This window comes from Pseudoflavonifractor sp. MCC625 (genome assembly GCF_018784545.1).
GTDB lineage: Bacteria > Bacillota > Clostridia > Oscillospirales > Oscillospiraceae > Pseudoflavonifractor_A > Pseudoflavonifractor_A gallinarum.
This window is the reverse complement of record NZ_WQOJ01000030.1, coordinates 106866-132080: the sequence shown is the minus strand read 5'-3', so window position 1 is coordinate 132080 and position 25215 is coordinate 106866. Positions and strand designations below refer to the sequence as shown.

21 protein-coding genes are annotated in these 25215 nt (G+C 63.1%); 7 read left to right on the top strand and 14 right to left on the bottom strand.

Translation table 11 applies throughout. From position 1 onward, the window contains the following. Positions 1–7: 7 nt before the first annotated feature. On the bottom strand, positions 8–1111 hold the full coding sequence (locus GPK94_RS07955) for a glycosyltransferase family 4 protein (protein WP_101693518.1): 1104 nt from the start codon (positions 1109–1111) through the stop codon (positions 8–10). A 206-nt stretch (positions 1112–1317) separates the two neighbouring features. Here GPK94_RS07955 and GPK94_RS07950 point away from each other — a divergent pair, with 206 nt between their 5' ends. Both GPK94_RS07950 and GPK94_RS07945 read left to right on the top strand, forming a co-directional pair. Continuing rightward, positions 1318–3651 (top strand): polysaccharide pyruvyl transferase family protein, encoded by a 2334-nt coding sequence (locus GPK94_RS07950; RefSeq protein WP_215655466.1) that lies wholly within the window; start codon positions 1318–1320, stop codon positions 3649–3651. 92 nt (positions 3652–3743) lie between these two features. Next, a complete protein-coding gene (locus GPK94_RS07945; RefSeq protein ID WP_193537664.1) occupies positions 3744–4622 on the top strand; it encodes a rhomboid family intramembrane serine protease in 879 nt (292 codons plus the stop codon). A 47-nt stretch (positions 4623–4669) separates the two neighbouring features. Here the strand turns inward: GPK94_RS07945 and GPK94_RS07940 are convergent, their stop codons facing one another. Then, complete coding sequence (locus GPK94_RS07940) at positions 4670–5875, bottom strand: nucleotidyltransferase family protein (protein ID WP_215655463.1); 1206 nt, start codon at positions 5873–5875, stop codon at positions 4670–4672. A 160-nt stretch (positions 5876–6035) separates the two neighbouring features. Between GPK94_RS07940 and GPK94_RS07935 the strand changes: the two genes are divergently transcribed. The 5 genes from GPK94_RS07935 (at position 6036) to GPK94_RS07915 (ending at position 10879) form a co-directional block, all read left to right on the top strand. Then, complete coding sequence (locus GPK94_RS07935; RefSeq protein WP_101693521.1) at positions 6036–7232, top strand: acetate kinase; 1197 nt, start codon at positions 6036–6038, stop codon at positions 7230–7232. Between the two features lie 105 nt (positions 7233–7337). Further along, positions 7338–8048 (top strand): purine-nucleoside phosphorylase, encoded by a 711-nt coding sequence (deoD, locus tag GPK94_RS07930; RefSeq protein WP_215655462.1) that lies wholly within the window; start codon positions 7338–7340, stop codon positions 8046–8048. 12 nt (positions 8049–8060) lie between these two features. Next, positions 8061–9680, top strand: a complete 1620-nt coding sequence (locus GPK94_RS07925) for an FAD-dependent protein (RefSeq protein ID WP_215655460.1) — start codon at positions 8061–8063, stop codon at positions 9678–9680. Positions 9681–9737: 57 nt separating this feature from the next. Next, a complete protein-coding gene (locus GPK94_RS07920; RefSeq protein WP_101693524.1) occupies positions 9738–10313 on the top strand; it encodes a chromate transporter in 576 nt (191 codons plus the stop codon). After that, positions 10310–10879, top strand: coding sequence for a chromate transporter (locus GPK94_RS07915; protein ID WP_215655458.1), 570 nt, complete (start codon positions 10310–10312; stop codon positions 10877–10879). Before GPK94_RS07920 ends, GPK94_RS07915 begins: the two co-directional genes overlap by 4 nt. Positions 10880–10940: 61 nt before the next feature. On the opposite strand, the gene GPK94_RS07910 is transcribed toward GPK94_RS07915, so the two are convergent. The 12 genes from GPK94_RS07910 to GPK94_RS07855 form a co-directional block, all read right to left on the bottom strand. Further along, positions 10941–11870, bottom strand: a complete 930-nt coding sequence (locus tag GPK94_RS07910; RefSeq protein WP_180956917.1) for a magnesium transporter CorA family protein — start codon at positions 11868–11870, stop codon at positions 10941–10943. A 403-nt stretch (positions 11871–12273) separates the two neighbouring features. Then, complete coding sequence (ftsZ, locus tag GPK94_RS07905) at positions 12274–13428, bottom strand: cell division protein FtsZ (protein WP_101693526.1); 1155 nt, start codon at positions 13426–13428, stop codon at positions 12274–12276. Between the two features lie 50 nt (positions 13429–13478). Next, positions 13479–13871 (bottom strand): small basic family protein, encoded by a 393-nt coding sequence (locus GPK94_RS07900; RefSeq protein ID WP_101693527.1) that lies wholly within the window; start codon positions 13869–13871, stop codon positions 13479–13481. Further along, positions 13871–14617: a DUF881 domain-containing protein gene (locus GPK94_RS07895; protein WP_101693528.1), complete on the bottom strand. Its 747-nt coding sequence runs from the start codon at positions 14615–14617 to the stop codon at positions 13871–13873. The genes GPK94_RS07900 and GPK94_RS07895 overlap by 1 nt, the downstream gene beginning before the upstream one ends. Positions 14618–14657: 40 nt before the next feature. Continuing rightward, the gene (locus tag GPK94_RS07890; RefSeq protein WP_215655456.1) at positions 14658–15524 is read right to left on the bottom strand and encodes an FtsQ-type POTRA domain-containing protein; all 867 of its coding nucleotides are present in this window, start codon (positions 15522–15524) and stop codon (positions 14658–14660) included. Between the two features lie 84 nt (positions 15525–15608). Continuing rightward, positions 15609–16898: a UDP-N-acetylglucosamine 1-carboxyvinyltransferase gene (gene murA / locus GPK94_RS07885; RefSeq protein ID WP_215655454.1), complete on the bottom strand. Its 1290-nt coding sequence runs from the start codon at positions 16896–16898 to the stop codon at positions 15609–15611. Between the two features lie 77 nt (positions 16899–16975). Beyond that, positions 16976–18100, bottom strand: a complete 1125-nt coding sequence (gene murG, locus GPK94_RS07880; RefSeq protein WP_101693531.1) for an undecaprenyldiphospho-muramoylpentapeptide beta-N-acetylglucosaminyltransferase — start codon at positions 18098–18100, stop codon at positions 16976–16978. Between the two features lie 42 nt (positions 18101–18142). After that, positions 18143–19363 (bottom strand): putative peptidoglycan glycosyltransferase FtsW, encoded by a 1221-nt coding sequence (locus GPK94_RS07875; protein WP_243207868.1) that lies wholly within the window; start codon positions 19361–19363, stop codon positions 18143–18145. Positions 19364–19408: 45 nt separating this feature from the next. After that, a complete protein-coding gene (mraY, locus tag GPK94_RS07870; RefSeq protein WP_215655452.1) occupies positions 19409–20401 on the bottom strand; it encodes a phospho-N-acetylmuramoyl-pentapeptide-transferase in 993 nt (330 codons plus the stop codon). A gap of 105 nt (positions 20402–20506) precedes the next feature. After that, positions 20507–22015: a UDP-N-acetylmuramoyl-L-alanyl-D-glutamate--2,6-diaminopimelate ligase gene (locus tag GPK94_RS07865; RefSeq protein ID WP_215655450.1), complete on the bottom strand. Its 1509-nt coding sequence runs from the start codon at positions 22013–22015 to the stop codon at positions 20507–20509. Positions 22016–22115: 100 nt separating this feature from the next. After that, positions 22116–24527 (bottom strand): penicillin-binding transpeptidase domain-containing protein, encoded by a 2412-nt coding sequence (locus tag GPK94_RS07860; protein WP_193536457.1) that lies wholly within the window; start codon positions 24525–24527, stop codon positions 22116–22118. Positions 24528–24658: 131 nt separating this feature from the next. After that, positions 24659–25210 (bottom strand): hypothetical protein, encoded by a 552-nt coding sequence (locus GPK94_RS07855; RefSeq protein ID WP_186962815.1) that lies wholly within the window; start codon positions 25208–25210, stop codon positions 24659–24661. Between the last annotated feature and the right edge of the window lie 5 nt (positions 25211–25215).

The window sequence follows — 25215 nt, the reverse complement described above, 5'->3', positions numbered from 1 at the left end:
TCCTTTTTCAGCGTTTCCGTGCGGCCTCATAGACGGCATAGGTCTTTTCCATCCACTTGTGGATCTCGAACTTCTCGTCGATGGTCCGCAGCGCCCCCTCGCGGCACCGCGCCAGCAGGCCCGGATCCTCCATCAGGCGCTTCATGGCCTCCGACATGGAGACCGGATCGTCATACCGCACCAGTGCGCCGCAGCCGGCCTCGTCGTTGACGATGTCCCGGTTGCCGCCCATATCGGTGGCGATGACGGGCAGTCCCGCCGCCATGGCCTCGATGATGAGATAGGACAGGGCCTCGTGCTCCGAGGCGTTCACATACAGGTCCGAGCCCTTGTAGAGGTTCTTGATGTCCTTGCGGAAGCCGATGAACTTCACCTGCTCCTCCAGACCCAGTTCCTTCACCTGGGCCTTGGAGGGCTCCAGCAGAGGGCCGTCTCCCGCCAGTACCATGGTGAAGGGCACCGCCGTGATGGTGGTCAGCCGCTTGAGGGAGTCGATGAGGTATTTGTGCCCCTTGTCCTCGGCAAAACGGGAGGCGCAGAGCATCACAAACCGGTCCTCCGGGATGCCCAGCTCCTGCCGCAGGGTGGACTCCGACCGGTCCCCGGCCCATGCCGCCGGGTCCACCGAGTTGAAGATCACCTGGATCCGATCCCCAGACCAGCCGTTGGCGATGAGCTGTTCCTTTCCCTTGTTGCACACGGCGATCATCTGATCCTGCCGCTTGTCCATCCAGCGGTTGGACAGGCGGGTCAGGGCATCGTTGGCCAGCACGAAGTGGTTGGTGTATACCACCCGGATATGGGGGTTGTACTTCTTGGCCAGCAGGGCGGTGTAGTGCTCCCGCAGGTAGTGGCAGTGGACCAGGTCGATCTCCCACTCCCGGCACAGCTCGGCCAGCTCTTTGGCCGCCTTGAAGTCAAAGCGGCGGCGCATCTCCACCCGGCGGCAGGGCACGCCCATCTCCTCCAGACGCTCCACCAGGAGCCCGCCCTCGTTGTAGGCGAAATAGGCCTCCACCCGGGTGTGGTTCAGATAGCGGACCAGCGTCTCTACATACCGCTCGGTGCCGGCCTTCCCGGCAAAGTTGAGCAGATAGAGGACCTTCATCATAAAAAGGACCCTCCTTTTCTTTCTTGATTGATGTGGACAGAAACCCACGCTCTTTATTTTACCGTCAACCACCCGGTTTGTCCACTCTTTCTTCCCGATTCTCCTCTTCCCACCGGTTTCCCGATTTGTCTTGAAGGGTATGATAGGTATATGGTATAATAGAGAGCTAAATGCCGTGGAAAATAATACAGGAGTGACCCTTGATTATGAAAACAGGTCTTATCACCTTCCATTTTGCCCACCATTACGGGGCTCAGCTTCAGGCCTACGCCACCATGCGGGCCATTCAGGGCCTGGGCCACGACTGCGAGATCATCGACTTCCGTCTGCCCCACACCACACGCACCAATGAGCTCTTCAAGCGCTCGGCCTCGGTGCGCGCACTGGCCTCCGACGCCCACACCGCCCTCCACTACGGCGCCTTTAAGGCCCGCTATGACCGCTTCAATGCCTTTGTGGAGGAGCAGATGAATCTGAGTCCCCGCCGTTACACCTCCTTTCAGGAGCTGAAAAACGATCCGCCCGCCTATGATGTCTATGTGGCGGGCAGCGACCAGATCTGGAACCCCTTCATCTACGCGGACAAGCAGTTTGAGCCCGCCTTCCTGCTGGACTTTGTCCGGGAGGGCCGGAAGATCTCCTACGCGCCCAGTCTGGCCACCCCCACCCTTCCGCCCCCCTATGACGCCCAGTTCCGGCACTACCTCTCCAGCTTTGACGCCCTCTCCGCCCGGGAGAAGCGGGGACAGGTGCTCATGAAAGAGGTCGCCGGACGGGATGCCCGGCTGGTGCTGGACCCCACCCTGCTCCTCACCGGCGAGCAGTGGGGCGAGCTGGCCGTGGCCCCCAAGATCCAGGGCCCCTACATCCTGTGCTATTTTGTCTCCGATCCCGGAGAGGTGGCTCCCTATGTCCAGGCCCTGGCCGAGCGCACCGGCTGGCCCATCGTGCAGCTGGCCGGCGCCCGGCGGAAGCTCCCCGGTGTGAAGGAGCTGGTCTTTGACGCCGGTCCCCGGGAGTTCCTGGGCCTCTTCCAGCATGCCGCCTGCGTGTGTACCAACTCCTTCCATGGCTCGGTCTTCTCCCTCCAGTTCGACCGCCCCTTCTTCACCTCCATGTCCCCCAAGGAGCGGGCCAACCCCACCTTCTCCCGCATTTACAGCCTTCTCTCCCGGCTGGGCTGCGCCGACCGGGTCATCGGCATGGCGACCACCGCCCCCGTGGACGCCCCCATCGACTACGACCATGTCCACGAAAAGCTCACCGAGGCCCGCAGCGACTGTCTGGCCTATCTGAAGGCCGCCATTGAGGGCACCCCCATTCCCACCGAGCAGACGGATGAGCCCACCGCACCCGCCAACCGGCCCACCCTGTGCGCCCCGGCGGCCTGCACCGGGTGTACTGCCTGCGCCTCGGTCTGCCCGGTGAACGCCATCTCCATGCAGCCCGATCACGAGGGCTTCCTCCGCCCCGTGGTATCCGACGCCTGTGTGCTCTGCCGGAAGTGCGAGGGAGTCTGCCCCGGCCTGCATCCCCGTCCCGCCGCCGACAGCGACGCTCAGCCCGATCCGGTCCACGCCGTCTGGTGCAAGGAGGAGGCCGTGCGGCAGAAGAGCACCTCCGGCGGCTTCTTCACCGTTCTGGCCCGGGACACCTTCCAGCGGGGGGGCGTGGTCTTCGGGGCCGTGCTGGAGCAGGGCCGCATCGTGCGCCATGTCCCCGCCCGCACCGAGGCGGAACTGGCCCCCATGCGGGGCTCCAAATACGCCCAGAGCGACCTGGGCGACACCTTCCGCCAGATCAAGGACCTTCTGGAGCAGGGAACGCCCGTGCTCTTCTCGGGCCTTGCCTGCCAGGTGGACGGTTTGAACCGCTATCTGGGCCGGGACTACCCCCAGCTCACCACCGTGGATCTGGTGTGTCACGGCGTACCCTCCCCCGCCGTCCTCCGCGCCTTTGTGGAGGAGCTGGAGCACACCCACGGCAAGCAGGTCACGGGCCTGCGCTTCCGGGACAAGGAGCACGGCTGGCAGACCGCCCACCTCACCGCGGAGTTCTTGGACGGCAGTCACTGGACTGAGGTGCTCTATCGCACCACCTTCGGCCGGGGCTTCGGCATGGGACTCTTCCTGCGTCCCTGCTGCGCCCAGTGCGCCTATACCAACACCCACCGTCCGGCCGACTTCACCCTGGGCGATTTCTGGGGCCTGGACCCCAAGCTGGAGCTGCCTACCGACCGGAGCAAGGGCATCTCTCTGGTGCTGATCAACTCGGGCAAGGCGGAGGAGCGTTTTGCCGCCCTGGCCGACCGGTTCGGCCAGGTGGAGCGCCCCCTCTCCGAGGCAGTGGCGGGCAATCCCCGTCTGGCTTCCCCCAGCGTGCCCAGCCCCAAACGAGCCGCCTTCTTTGCCTCCTTCCGCACCCGTCCCTTTGAAAAGACCGCGGCCCAGTTCCTCTCCCAGCCCCCGCTGCCCTACCGCATGGCCTCCAAGGTCCTCACCCCCCAGATGAAGCAGGTCATCCGAAAGGTTTTGAAGTAGGACTGAAATATTTACAAATTGTTCTGGATTTTTCCGTTTCACCCTGCTAGGATAGGGTAGACTCTGGACAATACTGTTTGGGAGGTATTCGTTTGCGTTCGATCGACACTTGGCTGGACCGCTTCTGCTACAAACATCCGCGGTTCGGGATCCCCCATCTCATCAACTATATCATCTTCGGCAACGTCATCGTCTATGTGCTGGACATGTTCTCCAGCGGTATGGCCAGCGCCCTGCTGGGACTGGATTTTGGGGCCGCCATTCTGAATCTTCAGCTCTGGCGCCTGGTCACCTTTATCTTTGTGCCCGAGGCCTCCAGGCCGATCTGGTTCGTGGTCGCCATGTTCTTCTATTACTTCCTGGGCAATACCATGGAAGAGAGCTGGGGAACCGCCAAATTCACCCTGTTCTATCTCTGCGGCGCGGTACTCACCTTCCTGGCCAGCATCGTCACCTATTTCTGGACCGGCGGCACCATGGGCTATATGATCAGCCTCGGTTCGGTCCATGAGACCCTGTTTCTGGCCTTTGCCACCCTCTATCCCGACGCTCAGATCCGGGTGTACTTCATTCTGCCCGTCAAGGCCAAGTGGCTGGCTGGCTTCTATGTCTTCCTTCAGGTGTGGAACATCGTCAGCATGAACCGGGTGTTCCTGCCCATTCTGCTCCCCGTTCTGCTGCCCATGCTGATCGCCGCCTGGGTCAACTACGCCATTTTCTTCTGGTCGGATATCAGCCGCCTGTTCCGCCGTGCCAATGCCCGGCGCCGCCATCAGGCCTCGGCTCAGACCGTCAATTTTAAGAAGGCCACGCAGCAGGCCCAGCAGAAAAAGGGGTACATCCACAAGTGCGCCGTGTGCGGCAAGACCGACACGGACTACCCCGATCTGGAGTTCCGCTACTGCTCCAAGTGCAACGGCTACTACTGCTACTGCAAAGAGCACATCAACAACCACGTGCATATCCAGTGATAAACAAATGGGTCCGTTCCCCTGGAGGGAACGGACCCATTTCTTGTCTATGGAATGACGCTGTATTCTGTTTCCCGCAGGACCACCGGGCTGTGCCGCCACTCCTCCCCACAGGGCGGGACCGCCTCCAGGCACAGTCCGAAGCGGTCGGTACACCGGCTCTCCAGTGCGAAGAGGGCCCGCCCCTCCGGGGAAAGCGCCCGTGCGTGGGCCGGTTTCGTGAGGATGGGGAGAGTGGCCTTTTCCTTCATCTCGGCCAGCAGCGCCCTGCCCCGGTCGTTGAAGCCCAGCACCCGCAGATAGGGCACATGCACGGGCCGGTCCCGGGCGGTCAGACCCAGAAAGGCCCAGGTCACCATCCGCCGCAGCCGGGCGTGGGTATAGCGCCGGGTCTTGGCCAGGGTCAAAAATTCCTCCACCGTGCCCGCCGCCCGGCCGCAGCGCACCAGCCGCTCGGGCAGACCCTCTCTGGCCCCGCTGTCGGGGAGGAGGGCCCAGTCTCCCTCCTCCATGGTACGCAGACGGTCCAGCACCAGGCGCTCGCACCGCGCTCCGTCGGCCAGGTTTCCCTGCCAGGGCTGGGTGAGAAAGGGCTCTGCCGCCCCGCCCTCTCCTGCCCGCAGCAGCTGCCGCAGATGGGACGCCGAGGCAAAGCCCTCCGCCGCCCCGCCGTCATGGGCCACGCCCTGCCGCTGCACGGTCATGGCCTCCCACCCGGCCGGGAGAAAGCGGAGGTACTCGATCCCCAGGTTGTCGTTGGGCCGGGCCAGGCAGTCCGCCCCGTCCGGCCGCCCCTGTTCCTCCAGCAGCGCGGCAGCCGCCGCCTGCCGGGCCGCCGGAAAGGCCATCCCCGTCCCCGCCAGACGGCGCACCTCCCGGTGGTACTCCTCCCGGTTCAGGCAGTCGGCCGCCGCCCGGAGGGACTCCAACTCCCCGCTCTCGCTGCCGAAGGAGAGGGTATCCACCACTCCCGTCCCGGCCAGCACCTCCACCGCCCCCCGGGCAAAGGCCTCCGCCGAGGCGCAGGCCCACAGGGTGGGGAGCTCCAGCACCAGGTCGGCGCCCCCCCGCAGGGCCAGCTCCGCCCGGCGCCATTTGTCGGTCAGCGCACACTCTCCCCGCTGGACCCAGTGCCCGCTCATGGCGCACACGATGGCCCGCTCCCCGCCCAGACGGCGGCGGGTCTGGGCAATATGCCAGGCGTGTCCCGTGTGAAAGGGGTTATATTCGGCTACTATTCCAACTGCGCGCATAAAAAGGGGCCTCCTTGAAAAAAATCCTATCACATGGGGCAAAGCGGGGTTGTTCTTTCCAGAAAAATACGCTAAAATACATATGTTACAGCTCTATTCTACAATACCTTCCCCCCGGCACACAAGCCGGGGAACCCAAAATAAAGGAGAGTTATGTGTCATGAAGGTTCTTGTTATCAACGCGGGCAGCTCCTCCCTGAAGTATCAGCTGCTGGATCCCAGCACGGAGGAGGTCCTGGCTCAGGGTCTGTGTGAGCGCATCGGCATCGACGGCCGTCTGACCCACAAGATCCCCGCCACCGGCGCCAAGCACGTGTTTGAGATCGCCATGCCCACCCACGCCGAGGCCATCCAGGCCGTTCTGGACGCTCTGACCAGCGCGGAGCACGGCGTCATCAAGAGCATGAGCGAGATCGAGGCGGTGGGCCATCGCGTGGTCCACGGCGGCGAGAAGTTCGCCTCCTCCGTCAAGATCGACGAGGCCGTGATGGCCGCTCTGGAGGAGTGCATCCCCCTGGCTCCTCTGCACAACCCCGCCAACATCACCGGCATCAAGGCCTGCGAGAAGGTCATGCCCGGCGTGCCCATGGTCGCCGTGTTCGACACCGCTTTCCATCAGACCATGCCCGCCAAGAGCTACATCTACGCTCTGCCCTACGAGTACTATGAGAACGACAAGGTCCGCCGCTACGGCTTCCACGGCACCTCTCACAAGTACGTGGCCGGCCGTGCCGCCGCTATGCTGGGCAAGAAGCCTGAGGAGCTCAAGCTGATCTCCTGCCACCTGGGCAACGGCTCTTCCATCACCGCCATCGACGGCGGCAAGAGCGTGGACACCACCATGGGCTTCACCCCCCTGGCCGGCGTGCCCATGGGTACCCGTTCCGGCGATCTGGATGCCGGCATCCTGGAGTACCTGATGAACAAGTACAACATGGACATCAAGGAGATGCTCACCGTTCTGAACAAGAAGTCCGGCGTGCAGGGCATTTCCGGTGTGTCCTCCGACTTCCGTGACCTGGAAGAGGCTGCTGCTCAGGGCAACCAGCGTGCCGCTCTGGCTCTGGAGGCCTTCCAGTACAGCGTGCGCAAGTTCGTGGGCGCTTATGCCGCCGCCATGGGCGGGGTGGACGCCATCATCTTCACCGCCGGCGTGGGCGAGAACGACGCCGCCACCCGTATGGCCATCGCCTCCGGTCTGGAGTTCATGGGCGTGAAGATGGACGCCGAGGCCAACAACGTCCGCGGCAAGGAGGCTGTCATCTCCGCCGCCGACTCCAAGGTCAAGGTCCTGCTCATCCCCACCAACGAGGAGCTCATGATCGCCCGCGACACCGCCGAGATCGTCGGCAAGTAAATTTCTTGCATCGCAGCATCCCCGCGGTCCCAGTCCGGCCGTGGGGATGTCTGTTTTTTCCTACTTCTCCCAAATCATACACTCACTGACAAGGAGGATCTCACTATGTCCACTCCCCATATCGAAGCCGAGCGCGGCGCTTACGCCAAGACCGTTCTCATGCCCGGCGACCCCCTCCGGGCCAAATTCATTGCCGAGACCTTCCTCACCGACGCCGTGCAGGTCAACGGCGTGCGCGGCATGCTGGGCTTCACCGGCAAGTACAAGGGCGTCCCGGTCTCCGTCCAGGGCAGCGGCATGGGCTGCCCCTCCATGGGCATCTACTCCTATGAGCTCTACCACTTCTACGATGTGGAGAATATCATCCGCATCGGCACCACCGGCTCCATCCGGGAGGACCTGAAGGTGGGCGACCTGGTCATGGCCATGGGTGCCTGCACCACCTCCAATTTCGCCGCCCAGTACCACCTGCCCGGCCTCTTTGCCTCCACCGCCTCCTTCCCCCTGCTCAAGACCGCGGAGGCCATTGCCGCCGCCCGGAAGGATCTCCACTGCGTGGTAGGCAACGTGCTCTCGGCCGATGTGTTCTATGACGATGTCTCCCCCGTGGAGGACTGGCGGAAGATGGGCGTCCTGGCCATCGAGATGGAGGCCAACGCCCTCTACTGCAACGCCGCCCGGGCCGGAAAACAGGCCCTGGCCATGTTCACGGTCTCCGATGAACTCCTCACCGGCGCCAGCGCCTCCGCCGCTGAGCGGCAGACTGCCTTCACCGCCATGATGGAGGTGGCCCTGGACACCGCCGCCGCCCTGTAAGGACTCTGTCCCATGATACAGATCAGCAATCTCTCCCTCCCCGTGGGCGGCGGGGAGGAACAGCTGCGCAAGCGCGCCGCCCGCGTCCTGAATCTGCGCCCCGAGGACATCGGGGAGCTCCGGCTCATCCGCCAGTCCATCGACGCCCGGAAAAAGAACGACGTCCATCTGGTCTGCACCGTCCAGGTGGCGGTGGACCGGGAGGAGAAGGTCCTCAGCCGCTGCAAGTCCAAGCAGGTCTCCAAGGTAGAGCGGAAGCCCTACCGCTTCCCGCCGGTGCTGCGCCGCTCCTCCCTGCCGCCGGTGGTGGTGGGGATGGGGCCGGCCGGACTCTTTGCCGCCCTCTATCTGGCCCGGGCCGGAATCCCCTGCATCGTGCTGGAGCGGGGCCGGGACGTGGACCAGCGCGCCGCGGATGTGGAGCATTTCTGGCGCACCGGCGCCCTCTCCCGCACCTCCAACGTGCAGTTCGGGGAGGGGGGCGCGGGCACCTTCTCGGATGGCAAGCTCACCACCGGCACCCATGACAGCCGCATCGGCACCGTGCTGGACACCCTGGTGGGGGCGGGCGCGCCCGCCGACGTGGCCTGGAGCCACAAGCCCCACATCGGCACCGACGTGCTCCGCCAGGTGGTCAAAACCATCCGGCTGGAGCTCATCCGCCTGGGCTGTGACGTGCGCTTTGAGAGCCAGCTCACCGCCATTCACACGGAGGAGGGAGCGGTCCGTTCCATCACCGTCACCACCGACACGGGCAATTATGACCTCCCCTGCGATTCCCTCATCCTGGCCCCCGGCCACTCGGCCCGGGACACCTTCGCCATGCTCCACGCCATGGATCTGCCCATGGAGCAGAAGAACTTTGCCATCGGCGTGCGCATCGAGCACCGGCAGCGGGACATCAGCGCCGCCCAGTTCGGGGACTACTGGAAGGACCTACCTCCGGCCGACTACAAGCTCTCCTGTCACCTTCCCTCGGGGCGCAGTGCCTTCACCTTCTGTGTCTGCCCCGGCGGAGAGGTGGTGGCCGCCGCCTCGGACTACGGCCAGGTGGTCACCAACGGCATGAGCCATCGGGCCCGGGACGGGGAGAACATCAACGGCGGCTTCCTGGTGGGTGTGGGGCCCGAGGATTTCCCCGGGGACGATCCCCTGGCCGGGGTCCGCTTCCAGGAGGCCTGGGAGCAGGCGGCCTGGGAGCTGGGGACGGGCGGCGCGGCCCCTCGCTGGCAGGAAGACGCCCCCCTCTTCCACGCCCCCGCGCAGACCGTGGGCGATTTCCTGGCGGGACGCCCCTCCCAGGGGCCCGGTCAGGTGCAGCCCACCTACCGCCCCGGGGTCACCTGGAGCGACCTCACCCGCTGTCTCCCGGCCTATGTGACCGACACCCTGCGGGAGGCCCTCCCCATTTTTGACCGGAAGGTGCATGGCTTTGCCGCCCCGGACGCCGTCCTCACCGGTGTGGAGACCCGCTCCTCCTCCCCCGTGCGCATCCTGCGGGGGGAGGATCTCCAGTCCACCGGCCTGCGGGGGCTCTACCCCTGCGGGGAGGGCGCGGGATACGCCGGCGGCATCATGTCGGCCGCCGTGGACGGAGTGCGGGTGGCCGAAGCAGTGGCCACCCGTCCCTGACGGGCTGTCCACTCCCCTTTCCCGGCAAGCACAGTGCAAAAGGAGGCGTTTCCTGTTTTGAAGCGGGACCACACACTCTATTTCCGTCTGTTCTCCTCCACCTTTCTGCTCAGCGCCTTTACCTTCGGCGGGGGCTATGTCATTGTTCCCCTGATGAAGCAGAAGTTTGTGGACCAGCTCCACTGGCTGGAGGAGCAGGAGATGCTGGACCTCACCGCCATCGCCCAGTCCGCGCCCGGCCCCATCGCGGTCAACGCCGCCATCCTGCTGGGGTACCGGGTGGGCGGGCCGCTGGGGGCCGCCCTCTCCATCCTTGGGACCATTCTGCCGCCCTTTCTCATCTTGTCGGTGGTCTCGCTCTTTTACACCGCCTTCCGGGAAAACCGGGTGGTGGCCGCCGTCCTCAAGGGGATGCAGGCCGGTGTGTCCGCCGTCATCGCCAGTGTGGTGGTGGACATGGGCGGGGACATCCTGCGGCGGCGGGAATGGCTTCCCACCGCCATCATGGCGGGCTCCTTTCTGGTGACCCTGCTCTGGGACGGGCTCAATGTGGCCTGGATCCTTCTGGTCTGCGCGCTTCTGGGCATCACTGCCACCTTTGCCGCCCAGCGCCGGAAGGAGGGTTCGCCTTGATCCTGATCCAGCTCTTTTTCAGCTTTCTCCAGATCGGACTCTTCAGCTTCGGCGGAGGATATGCCGCCCTTCCCCTCATCCAGACCCAGGTGGTGGACGTCCACCACTGGCTGGATATGGCGGAGCTCACCGATCTCATCACCATCTCCCAGATGACCCCGGGGCCCATTGCTATCAATGCAGCCACCTTTGTGGGCACCCAGATCGCCGGGCCCCTGGGGGCCATTGTGGCTACGCTGGGGTGCGTCTTTCCCTCCTGCGTCATTGTCTCCCTGCTGGCCTGGGTCTACTACCGGTACCGGAGTCTCACCGCCATCCAGGGGGCCCTGTACGGCCTGCGTCCGGCCATCGTGTCCCTCATCGCCTCGGCGGGACTCTCTCTGGTCATAACCGCCTTTTGGGGAACGGAGGGCTTTGCGCCCGTCCTTCCCGATCTTGTGGCGATAGGACTCTTCGTGGGAGCCTTCGCCGTGCTGCGCCGCTGGAAGTGTGACCCGGTTGTGGTCATGCTGGGCTGCGGCGTACTGGGGGGCATCCTCTATCTGCTTCTCCCCGGTCTGGGATAAGAAAAACGGTCACAGAAAAGGCAAATGTCCTTTTCTGTGACCGTTCTTTTTTCTTATCCAATCAGAAGAGATCCCGCTTTTTCAGAATGACCGCCACGATGCCGATAATGACCGCGGTGACAGTCAGGGGGAACCACCAGAACTGCGCCAGCGGCAATCCGCTCCCCTCGATATTCATGCCGTAGAAGCTGAAGACGATATTGGGTACCGTCAGCAGAATGGTAATGGAGGTGAGTACCTTCATGATGACGTTCAGGTTGTTGGAGATGACGCTGGCAAAGGCGTCCATCATACCCGAGATGATGGAGGAGTAGATGTTGGCCATCTCGATGGCCTGGCGCACCTCGATGAGCACGTCCTCCAGCAGGTCGTGATCCTCCTCGTAGAGGGTGATGATCCGTCCGCGGAGGATCTTCTCCAGGGTGACCTCGTTGGCCTTCAGAGAGGTATTGAAGTAGACCAGTGACTTTTCCAAATCCAGCAGCTGGATCAGCTCCTTGTTCCGCTGGGATTTGTAGAGCTGCCGCTCCATGTAGTTGTAGATCTTGTCGATCTGCTTGAGGTACTGGAGGAAGCGCTTGGCCACCCGCAGCAGCATATAGAGGATAAAGCTGGTCCGCTTCTGGGTCTCGGCATTGCGCACCAGACCGTCCTGGAAGTCCTTGATGATGGAGGATTCCTTCAGGCAGACGGTGATGATGTGCTTCTCCGTGACGATGATGCCCAGAGGGAGGGTGGAGTACACCACCGCGTCGTCCTTCTCTACGGCGGGCACGTCGATAATCAGGAGGGTCTGCCCGTCCTCCGTGTCGATACGGGAGGTCTCCTCCTCATCCAGCGCGGCCCGGAGGAAGGTGGGTTCCACGCCCAGCGTGGCAGCCACCGTGTTGAGTTCGTCCTCGCTGGGATAGGTCAGATTGACCCAGCATCCGTCCTGGATGGTATCCAGCTTTGTCATTTTCCCGTCAATGGTCTTGTGGATCGAGAGCAAAAAAATCACGCCTTTCCCGGCGGATGGGGTCTGTATCAACAGACAAATTCACCCGCGCGTCTGTGTTTTCGTTTCGTTTCCTGCACCCGGATAAGCGCAAGAATACCACGGCTGCACAGACAGCACGGAAAAAAGGCTCCGGCTCAGGCTCTGCGCGCCGCTGGTTGGATCTCGTTGTTCCGTTTTCGACTCCAAGGGTCGCTGCTCACGGCGCATATCACTCCTTCGCTGGCCAAGCTGATCTGCGGATCTCACTCCGCGAAGGGACCGGCCGAACAAAACCGGTCACCTTGCCATGGGGACGGCATGTCCGCCTGTCCCGTACGCTTCATTATACCTCCCGCCGCGCCCGAATGCAAGGACAAAAAATGCGGCCCCGGATCACCGGGGCCGCATGGCAGAATCAGTGCTTCTGATTAAAGATCTTGAAGATATCGTCCCAGCCGTCATCGGTCATACCGGTGCTCTCACCGGCCGCAGGAGCCGGCGCGCTGGACACGGAAGAAGACACGCTCTGAGACACCGGAGCGGCGCTCACCGGGGCGGACTCCTCCTTCTTCTCCGGAGCGGAGAAGGGCTTGTTGGAGAGGGCGCCGGGGTAGTTGTCCTCGAAACCGGTGGCGATCACGGTGATCCGGATCTCATCCTCCATGTTCTCATCGAAGGTAGTACCGAAGATGATGTTGGCGTCGGGATGGACGGCCTGGCTGACCAGACCGGCGGCGGCGTCCACTTCCTCCAGGCTCATGTCCATGGAACCGGTGAAGTTGATGAGCACGCCCTTGGCCCCGTCGATGGAGGTCTCCAGCAGGGGGCTGGAAATGGCCATCTTGGCGGCCTCCTCGGCCTTGTTCTTGCCGGCGGCCCGGCCCACGCCCATGTGGGCCATGCCGGCGTCCTTCATAACGGCGGACACATCGGCAAAGTCCAGGTTGATGAGGCCGGTCTTCTTGATGAGGTCGGAGATGGACTGCACCGCCTGGCGGAGCACGTCGTCCGCGATCTGGAAGGCGTTGAGGAAGGTGATCTTCTGGTCGGTGGCGTATTTCAGACGCTCATTGGGGATGATGACCAGGCTGTCCACCTTGTCCCGCAGGTCCTCGATGCCCTTTTCCGCCTGCATCATGCGGCGGCGGCCCTCAAAGTTGAAGGGCTTGGTCACCACGCCCACGGTGAGGATACCCATCTCCTTGGCCACGTCGGCCACGATGGGAGCGGCGCCGGTACCCGTACCGCCGCCCATACCGGCGGTGATGAACACCATGTCGGTATTCTCCAGCGTCTTGGAGATCTGGGCCCGGCTCTCCTCCGCGGCCTTGCGGCCCTTCTCGGGATCGGCACCTGCGCCCCGGCCGCCGGTCAGCTTCTCGCCCAGCTGCACCTTGTAGGTGGCGCGGGACACATCCAGAAAGGGCTTGTCCGTATTGGCCGCAATGAAGTCAACGCCCTCCATACCGGTCTCGATCATCCGGTTTACCACGTTATTTCCGCCGCCGCCTACACCGATTACCTTAATGGTAACTACGCTGTCCGGCCCGGTATCCAGTCCAAATGGCATATCTGCTCCTCCTAAGTAAAACAATTCGACTCTATCAAAGTAAAAATCTGCTATTTAGTGCCGTCGAACGGCTCAGAATCAATATCTTGGTTTATTTTATCGCTCTTTTGCCTGTTGGTCAATAGCTCACGCCGGATTTCTGCAAAGTTTTGGAACATGCGGGTGCCGAACACCACCACGGCCGCCAGATAGAGGGGGATCCCCATCTTCTGTCCCAGCCAGGCCAGAAAGACCGCGATGAGGGTATTTCCAATGGCTCCGGAGAGAAAGATTCCCAGTTTGAAGTGACCCTTGATGCGGGCATTGCAGCCTCCGAAGGCCGAGTCCAGCGCACCCAGCAGACCTGCCGCCACATAGAGGGAGGAGGAGGCCGGGAAGGTCCAGGGGCACAGCCACCCCAGCAGAAGGCCCACCGCGAGGCCGATGAATTCCAGTTTCAGCATCAGCCCTCACTCCCTTCTTCCCCGGTGGCCGTGGGGGTACTCAGATAATCGGTGGGGATGGTCCCGGTATACTTCTCGATCAGGAGCTTTTCACTCATCTGTACCGTGACGTTGATCTTCCACTGGCTGAGCACATCCACCACGCCGCCCCGCATGGTCAGCGCGTTGTAGAGGGTGGTGGGATCGCCGATGGCATAGATGATGAAGGGGGCGGCAAAGCGCTTTCCGTTGACCATGACCACCGAGCCGGCACAGCGGACCTCACTGGTGGAGAGGATGCGCTCTCCATTGAAGGAGATGGCCTGGGCCCCCGCGTCCCGCAGCTCGTTGATGACCGAGAGCAGGTCGCTGTCATGGATGAGATAGTCGGCCTCATCCCCGGTGGTGTTTTCCGCCTTGGAGTCGCTCAAGATGACGGACACCCCCGGTCCCTCCACGTCGGTCAGCCCCGCCACCATGGACAGGTACTCCACCTCCGCCTTGAGGGCGGCACTGCTCTCTCCGGAGACCGCCGCGTCCCGGTACTGCTCCAGCTCCTTCTGCGTCTCCTCCAGACGGCTCTTCAATCCGTCCCGCTCAGTGGTCAGATCGTTATAGAGCTCCTGAAGGGTCTCCAGACGGCCGGCACTGGTGGCGTCCAGCGCCGTATTGAGCTTGACGCTCTTGAGCTGGACCGCCAGCAGAAATCCCAGGACGGCAAAGGCCGCCACCACCGCGAACTCTCCGCGTTTGCGTCTCTTTGGCATATTTTCCTCCTTCTACCCCGACCGTTGGGGACAAGCTGATTTAAGCCTCCGGCGCGGGGCTTGGGCTGGGCGAGGGCGAGGCCGTGCTCTCCTCCCCGGTGGAGGAGCTCTCCGTCTCATCCCCCGGCATCCAGCGCTGGGCCAGCAGCCAGGCCTTGTTTCCCTCGGAGGGGAGGTGCAGCGTACCGCTCACCGTTCCGTTTCGGGCGCTCAATTCTTCCAGCGCCCGCTGGAGCCGCCAGGTCTGGCTTCCGAAGTCGTCAAAGAGGGGCATCTCCACCGTGAGGGTCCCCCCGTAGCCAAACCGCACCACATTCTCCGCGGTCAGGTCGATAAACTCGGTCACCTGTCCGGCCATTCCTCTGGCCTGGAGGGCATTGAAGAGGGCCATAAGGCTCTCCAGCTTCTTTTGCTGCTCCTCGCCCACGGCCAGCTTGCCTCCCACCGCCGGGGAGAGCGGGTCGAGTCCGGTCAGCACCGCCCGTCCCTGGGCCAGGGAGGCATCTCCCTGCTCCAGCAGTTTTCCGCGTACATCCAGCAGCCACCAGTTCCCTCCGCTCTCCAGTACGGCCACCGGAGTGCTCTCGGTCACCTTGAGCACCAGCGTATCGGGCAGCTTGCGGCTGATGGTGATTTCATCCACATAGGGAAGCTGTGTCAATACCTTGTGGGCCATGTCGAACTTGTTGAGCTGGAAGAGGTTTTCCCCCTGTTCCACGCCGGTAGCGGCGATGATCTCCGCCTCGGAATAGCGGGTCTCCCCCACCACCACGATCTCATTGACCCGGAAAAAGACGATACAGCCCGTGACGATGGCAGCCAGGATGAGAAAAAAGGACAGCACTTTATAGAGGATGCCGAAGCGTCCCCGTCTGCGCCTTCCCCGTCGTTTTCTTCTCGCCGCCATTTGTCTGTCCTCCGCTGTTCTTCTCCTTGGTAAGCCCCGCCCCGGGAGCATCGTCCACTCCCGGGGATCTCCCGTTCCGGTCTGCTACCGGCCGACCGATGCGGACGGCTCGGACTCCTCTTCCGCTCCGCCGCGGGTGATCTGGGCCCCCAGTTCGCCCAGGGTCTCTTCCAGGTGCCAATAGCCCCGGTCCAGGTGCTTGAGACCCGTGATGACACTGCGTCCCTCGGCCGCCAGAGCGGCCACCACCAGCGCGGCTCCGCCCCGCAGATCGGCGGCCTCCACGGCCGCGCCGTGGAGCTCGGGCACGCCGCACACCACGGCCACCCGGCCCTCCACTCGGATATCGGCTCCCATCCGGGCCAATTCGTCCACATGGCGGTACCGGCTCTCAAAAATATTCTCCACGAAGAGGGTAGTCCCCTTTCCCTTGCAGAGGGCCGCCATCAGCGGGGGTTGGGCGTCGGTGGGAAAGCCGGGATAGGGGGCGGTATGGATGGGGCGGCTCCCAAAGAGGGGGGCGTCGCTGCTCAGGCAGACGGCATCCCGCTGGCTGACCACCCGGCAGCCCGCCTCCGCCAGGACCGACGTCACGGTGGAGATGTGCCGGGGGTCCACTCCGGTCACCGTCACTTCGCCTCCGGCCGCCGCAGCCGCCGCCAGATATGTACAGGCCACGATCCGGTCCCCCATGACGGTATATTCCCCGCCGTGCAGGGGCCGGCCGCCCTCAATCACCACCATAGAGGTCCCAGCGCCCCGCACGCTGGCGCCCATGGCCGTGAGGAAGCCCTGGAGATCCACGATCTCCGGCTCCCGGGCCGCGTTGCACAAAATGGTGGTCCCGGGCGCCGCCACCGCCGCCAGCATGGCGTTCTCGGTGGCCCCTACGCTGGGACGGGCAAAGATCACTTCCCGGCCCTTCAGCGCGCCCCGGCAGTACAGGCGTCCGCCCCGCTCCTCGATCTCTCCTCCCAGGGTACGAATGGCCTTGAGGTGCAGGTCGATGGGACGGGGTCCCAGCTCACACCCGCCCGGAAAGGAGAGGTCGGCCTCCCCCATCCGTCCCAGGATGGCCCCCAGGAAGATCACGGAGGAGCGCATCTCCCGCATCAGGGCGTGGGGAACGTCCCAGCGTACCGGGGCCGTGGCGTCCACCGTCACGGTGGTCCCCTCCTGGGTGACCCGGCAGCCCAGATGGCGCAGGATCTCCAGAGAGGCCGTCACATCGGACAGGGGCGGGCAGTTATGGATCACACTGGTCCCCGGCGCCAGAATGGCGGCAGCCAGGATGGGAAGGGCGCTGTTCTTCGCCCCATGGACGCGGACTGTGCCGCTCAGCGGCCGTCCGCCTTCAACGATCAAAGCACTCATGGATTCCGTCCTCCGCAACATTGGTTTGTTGGTTTTACAAACCATCCTATGCAGAGCAGAACCATCGGTGAAAAACCTTATTTCCGCGTCAGAGCCAGAAGGGTCTTGTAGATCTGCTCGCTGGCATCGGGCACCGCCATGTGCCGCAGGGCCTCTCCCATGGCGTCCCGCTTCTCCTTGTGGGTGAGCAGATCGGCGGTGATCTCATAGAGCTTCTGGCCGGAGGACTCCTTCTCCGGCAGCAGCACGGCGCCGCCCGCCTCGGAGAGGACCCGGGCGTTCTTGGTCTGATGGTCGGCCACCACGTTGGGCGAGGGGACCAGCACCGACGGCTTGGCGATGGCGGTCAGCTCCGAGATGGTGGAGGCTCCCGCCCGGCAGAGCACCAGGTCGGCCGCCGCCATGACCACCGGCATGTCGTAGATATACTCCCGCACGTCGATGGAGGGGTGATCCTTCAGATCCACACCCAGCTCCTTCAGCGCGGCGCACACGTTCTTATAATCCCGGCCCGCGCCGTGGATGTGATGGAAGGGCTCCCCGGCCTTGCACTCCAGGGCGATGAAGTCGGCCATCTGCCGGTTCATCACCGACGCGCCCAGGCTGCCCCAGACCGAGACCACCACCGGCCGCTCGTCGGTGATGCCCAGCTTGGCACGGGCCTCCTTGCGGGTGTACTGGAAAAAGTCTCCCCGCACCGGGGTCCCGGTGACCACGACCTTCTCCGGGCAGTCGTAGTGGCTGCGGCTCTCCTCAAAGCCCACCATCACCTGATCCACCACCTTGGACAGGGCCTTGGTGGTCAGGCCGGGCACCGCGTTGGACTCGTGGACCGCAGTGGGAATCCCCTTGGCCGCCGCCGCGTTCACGATGGGATAGGAGGCATAGCCACCCGTCCCCACCACCAGATCGGGCTGAAATTCCTTCAGGATCCGCTGGGCCTGCTTCTTGGAGCGGCCCATGTTGACCACAGTCTTCAGGTTGTGTCCGATGGCCGCGGGGGTGAAGGAGCGGCGGAAGTTGGTGATGGTCACCGTGCGCAGATCATAGCCCTCCTTGGGCACCAGACGGGTCTCCATGCCGCCGTCCGCTCCCACGAAGAGCACCTTGCAGTCCGGGTCCCGGAGCTGAAAAAGCCGGGCCAGCGCCACAGCGGGATTGATGTGTCCGGCTGTGCCGCCACAGGTAAAGAGTACGTTCATCTTTCTCACAACCTTCTTGATTCTCTGTATCTTGCACCGGTGCTATCCCTGCTTGGCTGCCGGGATCTGACGGGATACGCTCAATACCATCCCCATCTCGGCCAGCTGGATCATCAGGGCGGTGCCGCCGTAACTGAAAAATGGGAGAGAAATGCCTGTGGTGGGAATGAGGTTGGTCACCACCGCGATGTTCAGAAACACCTGTCCGGCCAGCAGCGTCATGATACCCACCACCAGCAGCGCGCCGAACCGGTCCCGGGCGTGGATGGCGATCCAGAATCCCCGGATGATGAGCAGCGCGAAGAGGAAGAGGATCACGCAGGCCCCCACCAGACCCAGCTCCTCACAGACCACCGCAAAAATGAAGTCGTTCTCCGGCTCGGGCAGGAAATCAAATTTCTGCCGGCTCTTGCCCAGGCCCACGCCCAGAAGGCCGCCGGAGCCGATGGAGAGCAGGGACTGGATGATCTGGAAGCCGTCCCCTCGTCCGTTCATGCCGTCGTTCCAGGGGTCTCTCCAGATCTTGATACGGGTGGACTGATAGCCGCTCATCATCAGCAGGAGCAGCCCGGCCAGGCCGGCCGCGCCGCCCACAAACCAGTAGAGCTTGATCCCCGCCGCAAAGAGCACCGCCGCGCCGCCCAGCATGATGAGGATGGTACCCGACATGTGGGGCTCCAGCATCATAAGCACCGCGATGGAGAGCAGGATGGCCCCATAGGGCACCAGCTCCAGAAAACCGGTCCGCTGCAGCGCGGTGAGCGGACCGCTCCAGTAGGAGCGGGGATTGATCCGCCGTGGTTTTTCTGTGTTGCGCTTACAGAGCCGGGCGGAAAAATACATGATGACGCCGATCTTGGCCACCTCAGAGGGCTGAAAATTGATGGGGCCGATCTGAATCCACCGCTGGGCGCCCACCGTGGCCTTACCAAAGCCCAGCGGGGTAAAGACCAGCAGCAGCAGCACATAAGCCGCTCCCAGCACAAAGACCGACATCCAGCGGAAGGACTGATAGTTGATCTTGGTGACCACATACATGGCCACCAGTCCCGCCACCGCAAAGCCCGCCTGCTTGACAAAATAATAAGTAGGGTTGTTATGGGCCGTCTTGGCGTCATAGAGCGCCGTGGCATAGGAGGCGGAAAAGACCATGACCACGCCGATCACGGTCAGCATGACCACCAGCATCAGAAAGGGCAGGTCCACCGGCCCGCGGGCCAGCTGTTCCTCCACGGTCAGGTCTCGCTTGTGTTTCCGCGCCAAAGAATCGCCTCCTTGCTCTTGGCCCCGCCCGGACTTCCGGGCAGATTATACGGGAAAACGGTTGGTCACACCCAGGTAGGCCAGCACACAGAATACCACGGTCACGCTGGTAAAGACCACCACCAGCTTGACCTCGCTCCAGCCGCCCATCTCAAAGTGGTGATGGAGGGGCGCCATGCGGAAGATCCGCTTGCCATGGGTGGCTTTAAAATAGGTGACCTGGATGATGTCGGAGAGGGTCTCCGCGATGTAGATGATCCCCACCAGGATCAGGATCAGGGGCATATCCAGCGCGAAGGCCAGGCCGCACACCATACCGCCCATGAAGAGGGAGCCGGTGTCGCCCATAAAGACCTTGGCCGGGTGGAAGTTATAGATCAGGAAGCCCAGCAGTCCGCCTACCAGGGCGCCGGAGACCACACCGATCTCCCCGCGGTCCCACTGGACCGCCACAATGGTGAAGAACATGGCCACCGGCACCGTGACACTGCTGGACAGGCCGTCGATTCCGTCCGTGATATTCACGGCATTGACCGTGCCCACCATGACAAAAGCAGCAAAGACCATATAGACCACCCAGGGCAGCTGGAAGGTCACGTTGACAAAGGGGATGTAGAGATCGGGGCTCAGGTACCCCTCATTGCGCAGCAGGATGGTAAACACAATGGCAGCCGCCAGCTGAAGGAGGAACTTGGGTCCGGCGGTGAGTCCGGTGTTCTCCTTTTTCTTCACCTTCATATAGTCGTCCAGAAAGCCGATGGCGCCGAACACCAGCGCAAACAGATAGGTATACAGACCGCCCAGACGGCCCGCCATCAGGTCCTTCCAGCCGATGACCACCAGCACCACCGCGATGGCGATGATAAACATCAGTCCGCCCATGGTGGGGGTCCCCTGCTTGGTCATGTGCCAGGTGGGACCGATCTCCTTGATGGCCTGCCCCGCCTTCAGCCGGCGCAGAACCGGGATCAGCAGCCGGCCCGCCACGGCGGACACCACGAATCCCAGAAGGATGCTCAGGACAATACTCAAATCCATTCTTTTGAACCTCCGTACCTCTTTGTAATAAACCTGGATTCACTCACAAAGACGTATTTTATCACACACACGCTGGTATTTCCACCAAAAGGGTGGAGAAATATGTCACGAAATATCCCGCCCCGCAGCGGGGTTCTCTCCCTCTTTTGCCATGGCGGCCACCGCCGGGGCGTCCGGGGGGAAGCAGGAGGCCACCTCCTCCCGCTCATCCAGGTGGAAGCGGATGCCCCCCACCTCCTGATAGGTCTCATGTCCTTTCCCGGCCAGGACCACGGTGTCCCCCGTCCGGGCCAGGGAGAGGGCCAGCCGGATGGCCCTGCGCCGGTCGGGCTCCACCCGCCAGGGGGCTCCGGATGGGTCCATGCCCCGGAGGATGTCATAGATGATCTCCATGGGCTCCTCCGAGCGGGGATTATCCGAGGTCACTACCGCCAGATCCGCCAGGGCCGAGACCACCGCTCCCATCTTGGGACGCTTGGCCCGGTCCCGGTCTCCCCCGCAGCCGAAGAGACAGATCACCCGTCCCGCCGTAAAATCCCGCACCGTGGTGAGGATGTTCTCCAGGGCATCCGGGGTGTGGGCGTAGTCGATGAGGACGGTGTAGTCGGTGGGGGTTGGCACCACCTCGATGCGGCCCTTGACCCCCTGGGCGTGTTCCAGCGCCTGGGCGATCCCGTCCAGGGGAAGCCCCAGAACCAGGCCGCATCCGATGACACCCAGGGCATTGTAAATGGTAAATCCGCCCGGAATGGGCAGATGGACCCGGGAAATTCCGCCCCGGATTACCGCCTCAAACTCCACATGTCCCGGGAAAAGCCGGATACACTTGGCCGTCAGGTCGGCGCTGTCCTTATTTTCCGAATAGGTGTAGCAGGGACAGGGGGCTGTGGCGGCGTAATACCGCCCAGCCTCGTCGTCCAGATTGACCACCGCCTGCTCACACTGCCGGAAGAGCAGGCCCTTGGCCGCCCGATATGCCTCCATGGTCCCATGGAAGTCCAGGTGATCCTGGGTGAGATTGGTGAAGATCCCCACTGCAAAGGAGATCCCCACCACCCGCTGGAGGACCAGCCCGTGGGAAGAGACCTCCATCACCACATGGCTGCATCCGGCGTCTGCCATCTCCCGCAGGAGCTTCTGGACCTCCCAGCTCTCCGGCGTGGTGCGCTGGGCCGGCAGGCTCTCCCCGCCGATCATATTCCGGTTGGTGCCGATGAGCCCCACCCGGGCCCCCAGCACCTCCTCCAGAACTGCCTTGAGCAGATACGTGGTGGTGGTCTTGCCATTGGTCCCGGTGACGCCGATCACGGTCAGCTCCCGGGCCGGGTGCCCAAACCAGTTGGCCGAGAGTGCGGCCAGGGCCGCGCGGGCGTCGGGCACCGTGATCCACGGTCCCTCCCCCTCCGGCGGGTGCTCACACACCACACAGGAGGCCCCCCGCTCCACCGCTTCCCAAATAAAGCGGTGTCCGTCGGTACGGCTGCCCGGCAGAGCCACAAAGAGCTCCCCCGGCTGCAGCGTCCTGGAATCGTAACAAATTCCTGAAATTTCCATTTTAGAGTCAAGCGACGCCCCCAAAGGGGCGACGCCGGCCAGAAGCTGGCGTAATCTCATACTATCACCCCTTTGGGTTTGTCGCTTCCATTCACTCTATGTATGGATTCTCTCTAAAATGTCTGTGAGATCTATTTTTTATCTATGGTTTGGTATCGGGTCAGATGCCGGTCCCGGCGCCGCCGCTGGCGGTGCTCTGGATAAAGTGGACCTCCACCACGGTGCCCCGCTCCACCTGGGTCCCGGCCGTGATGGTCTGGCTCTCTGCCTTTACATCGCTGCCCACGGTGAGACCGGTGGATTTGAGGTAGAGCCCCGCGTTGGTCATGGCGGTTTGGGCCTGCTCCCGGTTCATTCCCACCACATTGGGCACCGTCACCTTGTCGGTGGGCTTCTCCACACCCATGTAGAGGATGACCTGGCTTCCGCCCGGGATGGCCACACCCTGGGCCGGGATCTGGGCGGTAACGGTATCGCCCTCTCCTTCCACGCGCACATCCAGTCCGCTCTCCTTGAGGCGGGCCGTCGCGTCGGCCTGGGTCATGCCCAGCACGGAGGGCACCACCATATCCATGGCTGCCTTCTCCTCTTCCGTATACTGCTTGGCGACTCCCATATAGTCCAGGATATCGGTGAGCAGTTTGCCCGCCTGGGGGGCCGCCATACTGCCGCCGCTGATGTACCAGCCGCCGGCCGTGGTGTTGGCGCCGGGAGCCACCGGCTTGGGATTGTCATAGGCCAGCAGAACGATGACCTGGGGATCGTCCGCCGGGGCAAAGCCCAGGAAGGACACGATGGTGTGGTCCTTCTCCTCGGTCTCAGAGGAGCCGGTCTTTCCGCCGATCCGGTAGCCTGCCACATAGGCGCCCTTACCAGTGCCCGGCGGCTTGACCACGCCCTCCAGAATGGAGCGGCAGCGCTCGCTGGTCTGCTCGCTGATGACCTGCCGCACCTCGGTGGGCTCGGTATGCTGGAGGATGTTCCCGTTGGCGTCGGTGATACTCTCCATCACATAGGGCTTCATCAGGTGTCCCCCGTTGACCACCGAGGCCGCAGCCGTCAGAAGCTGGATGGGGGTCACCTTGAACCGCTGTCCAAAGGAGGCCGTGGCCAGGTTGGTAATACCGTTGGCGCTGGTAAAGAGGTCCTCGGACCAGAACACGCTGTAATTGGGCTCTCCCATCATGTCGATGCCGGTCTGGGAGAGGAACCCGAAGTCCTCCACATACTCGTAGAACTTCTCCGCCCCCAGCCGCTGCCCGATGGCGATGAACGCCGGGTTGCAGGAGTTGGCCACCGCCTGGGCCAGGGTCTGGGTCCCATGTCCCGTCCGCTTGGAACACTTGATGGTCCGGTCGGCCACGGTGGCCGATCCGGTACAGACAAAGGTGTCGCTCTCGCTGACCACGCCCTCCTCCAGGGCGGCGGCCAGCACCATGGATTTAAAGGTAGAGCCCGGCTCATAGGGCTCGTTGATGGCCTTGTTGCTCCACTGCTCATAGAGCAGCTCCGTGCTCTGTTTGGAGCGCTCCTCGTCGCTCAGGCTGGAGTCGTTCTTGATGGCGTCCAGCTTGGCGGAGAGGACCGGGTCGCTGATGGTGCGGGGATTGTTCAGGTCATAGGTGGGCGAGTTGGCCCAGGCCAGGATGGCCCCGGTCTTGGGGTCCATGGCGATGGCAAATCCGCCGTCCTGCACCTCAAATTTCTCGATACCCTCGGCCAGCACCCGCTCGCAGTAGTACTGGATGGTGGCGTCGATGGTCAGGTGGAGGTCGTTGCCGTCAATGGCGTCCTCATAGTCCTCATACCGGTAGAGCATCTGGGTTCCCCGGCCGTTCTTGGCGGTGACCACGCGGCCCACCTTGCCGCCCAGCTCCTCGTCATAGATGGCCTCCATGCCGTAGGCGCCGTGGCTGACCGTGTTGTTCTCATAGTTGACCCAGCCGATGACCTGGGCCGCCAGGCTGTTGTTGGGGTAGTAGCGCTTGGAGCTGGGCTGGACATAGATGCCCTCGGAGAGGCCGTTTTCCGAGGCATAGCTCCGGACCTGGTCGGCCACATCCCGCTCCACCTGGGACTTGATGACCTCATAGGCCGAGTTGGTCTTGGCCAGGCGCTTGAGGATCTCCTCCTGCTCCACCCCCAGAATGGCGGAGAGATTCTCCGCAATGGACTCATTCGTGGGCTCCGGATAGTCCGGCATAAGCTTTTCCCGCTTCTCCGGGTCACTCTCTGCCTGGGCCTTTTCCACCTTCTCCCGGTATTCCTGCTGCCGCTCGATGATCTCCCGGGGGGCAAGCTGGATATAATAGGCCTCGGCGCTCATGGCCAGGGGAGAGCCCTTGCTGTCATAGATGGTCCCCCGGTTGGCGGTGACGGCCTGGTCCCAGGTCTGCTGATCCAGCGCCTTGGCCTCCAGCTCGTCATGCTGCACGATCTGAAGGCTGTAAAGGCGGATAAACAGCGGGATAAAGGCCACCACACCGCACACCACCATCAGGAAGAGGGTGCGCATCAGGATGGTCCGGTTGGCTTTTCGGTCCGGCTGCGGTCGTTTTTTGTCATTTCTCATGCCGTTCTCCTTGATATACTGCATGAGGGCGTAAGAAAATTTCACTTTTCTTACGCCCTCGCCGGAAGGCTGCCAATCCTGGGCAGCCCGGTTCTCTTTTTTGGGGTCTGCAATGTACTATATGGAAGGACTCAGCGGAAATATTCCACCACTTCGCCCACGATCTCCTGAATGCTCCGGATCACCCCTTCTACCCCTTTCACCGGGGCATCCTCCGTCAGGAACTCAATGGCATCGGGCTCCGAGAGATCCACATAGCAGATCTGGCTGTCATCCGGACGGATCATACTGCCGTCCGCCGTGAGCTTCTGCTCAATCTCGCTCAGATCATAGGCCAGGGCATACTCCGCCCGGAGCTGCGCCTCGTCGCTCTGAAGGGTGGTCATTTCCCGCTTGAGAGAGACCACATCGTCCGAGATCTGCGCCAGCTGGACATAGCTCATCAGAAGCAGCACGGCAAACACGGCCACCGCCGCAAAACCGACCACCGCAAAGATGGAGACACGTCCGGCCTCCCGTACCTGTACCCGGGGGCGGGAGACAGCCCGCTCTCTGGGGCGGACCCGGGGACGGGGCTCCAGTACCTCCGCCCGCTCCAGGCGGCGGGCAGCGGAGCCATCATAGGCAGTTCCCGGTATCCTCTGGTACGCAGATCTCGTTTTACGCTTGGCGATTGAGGCCATGGGAA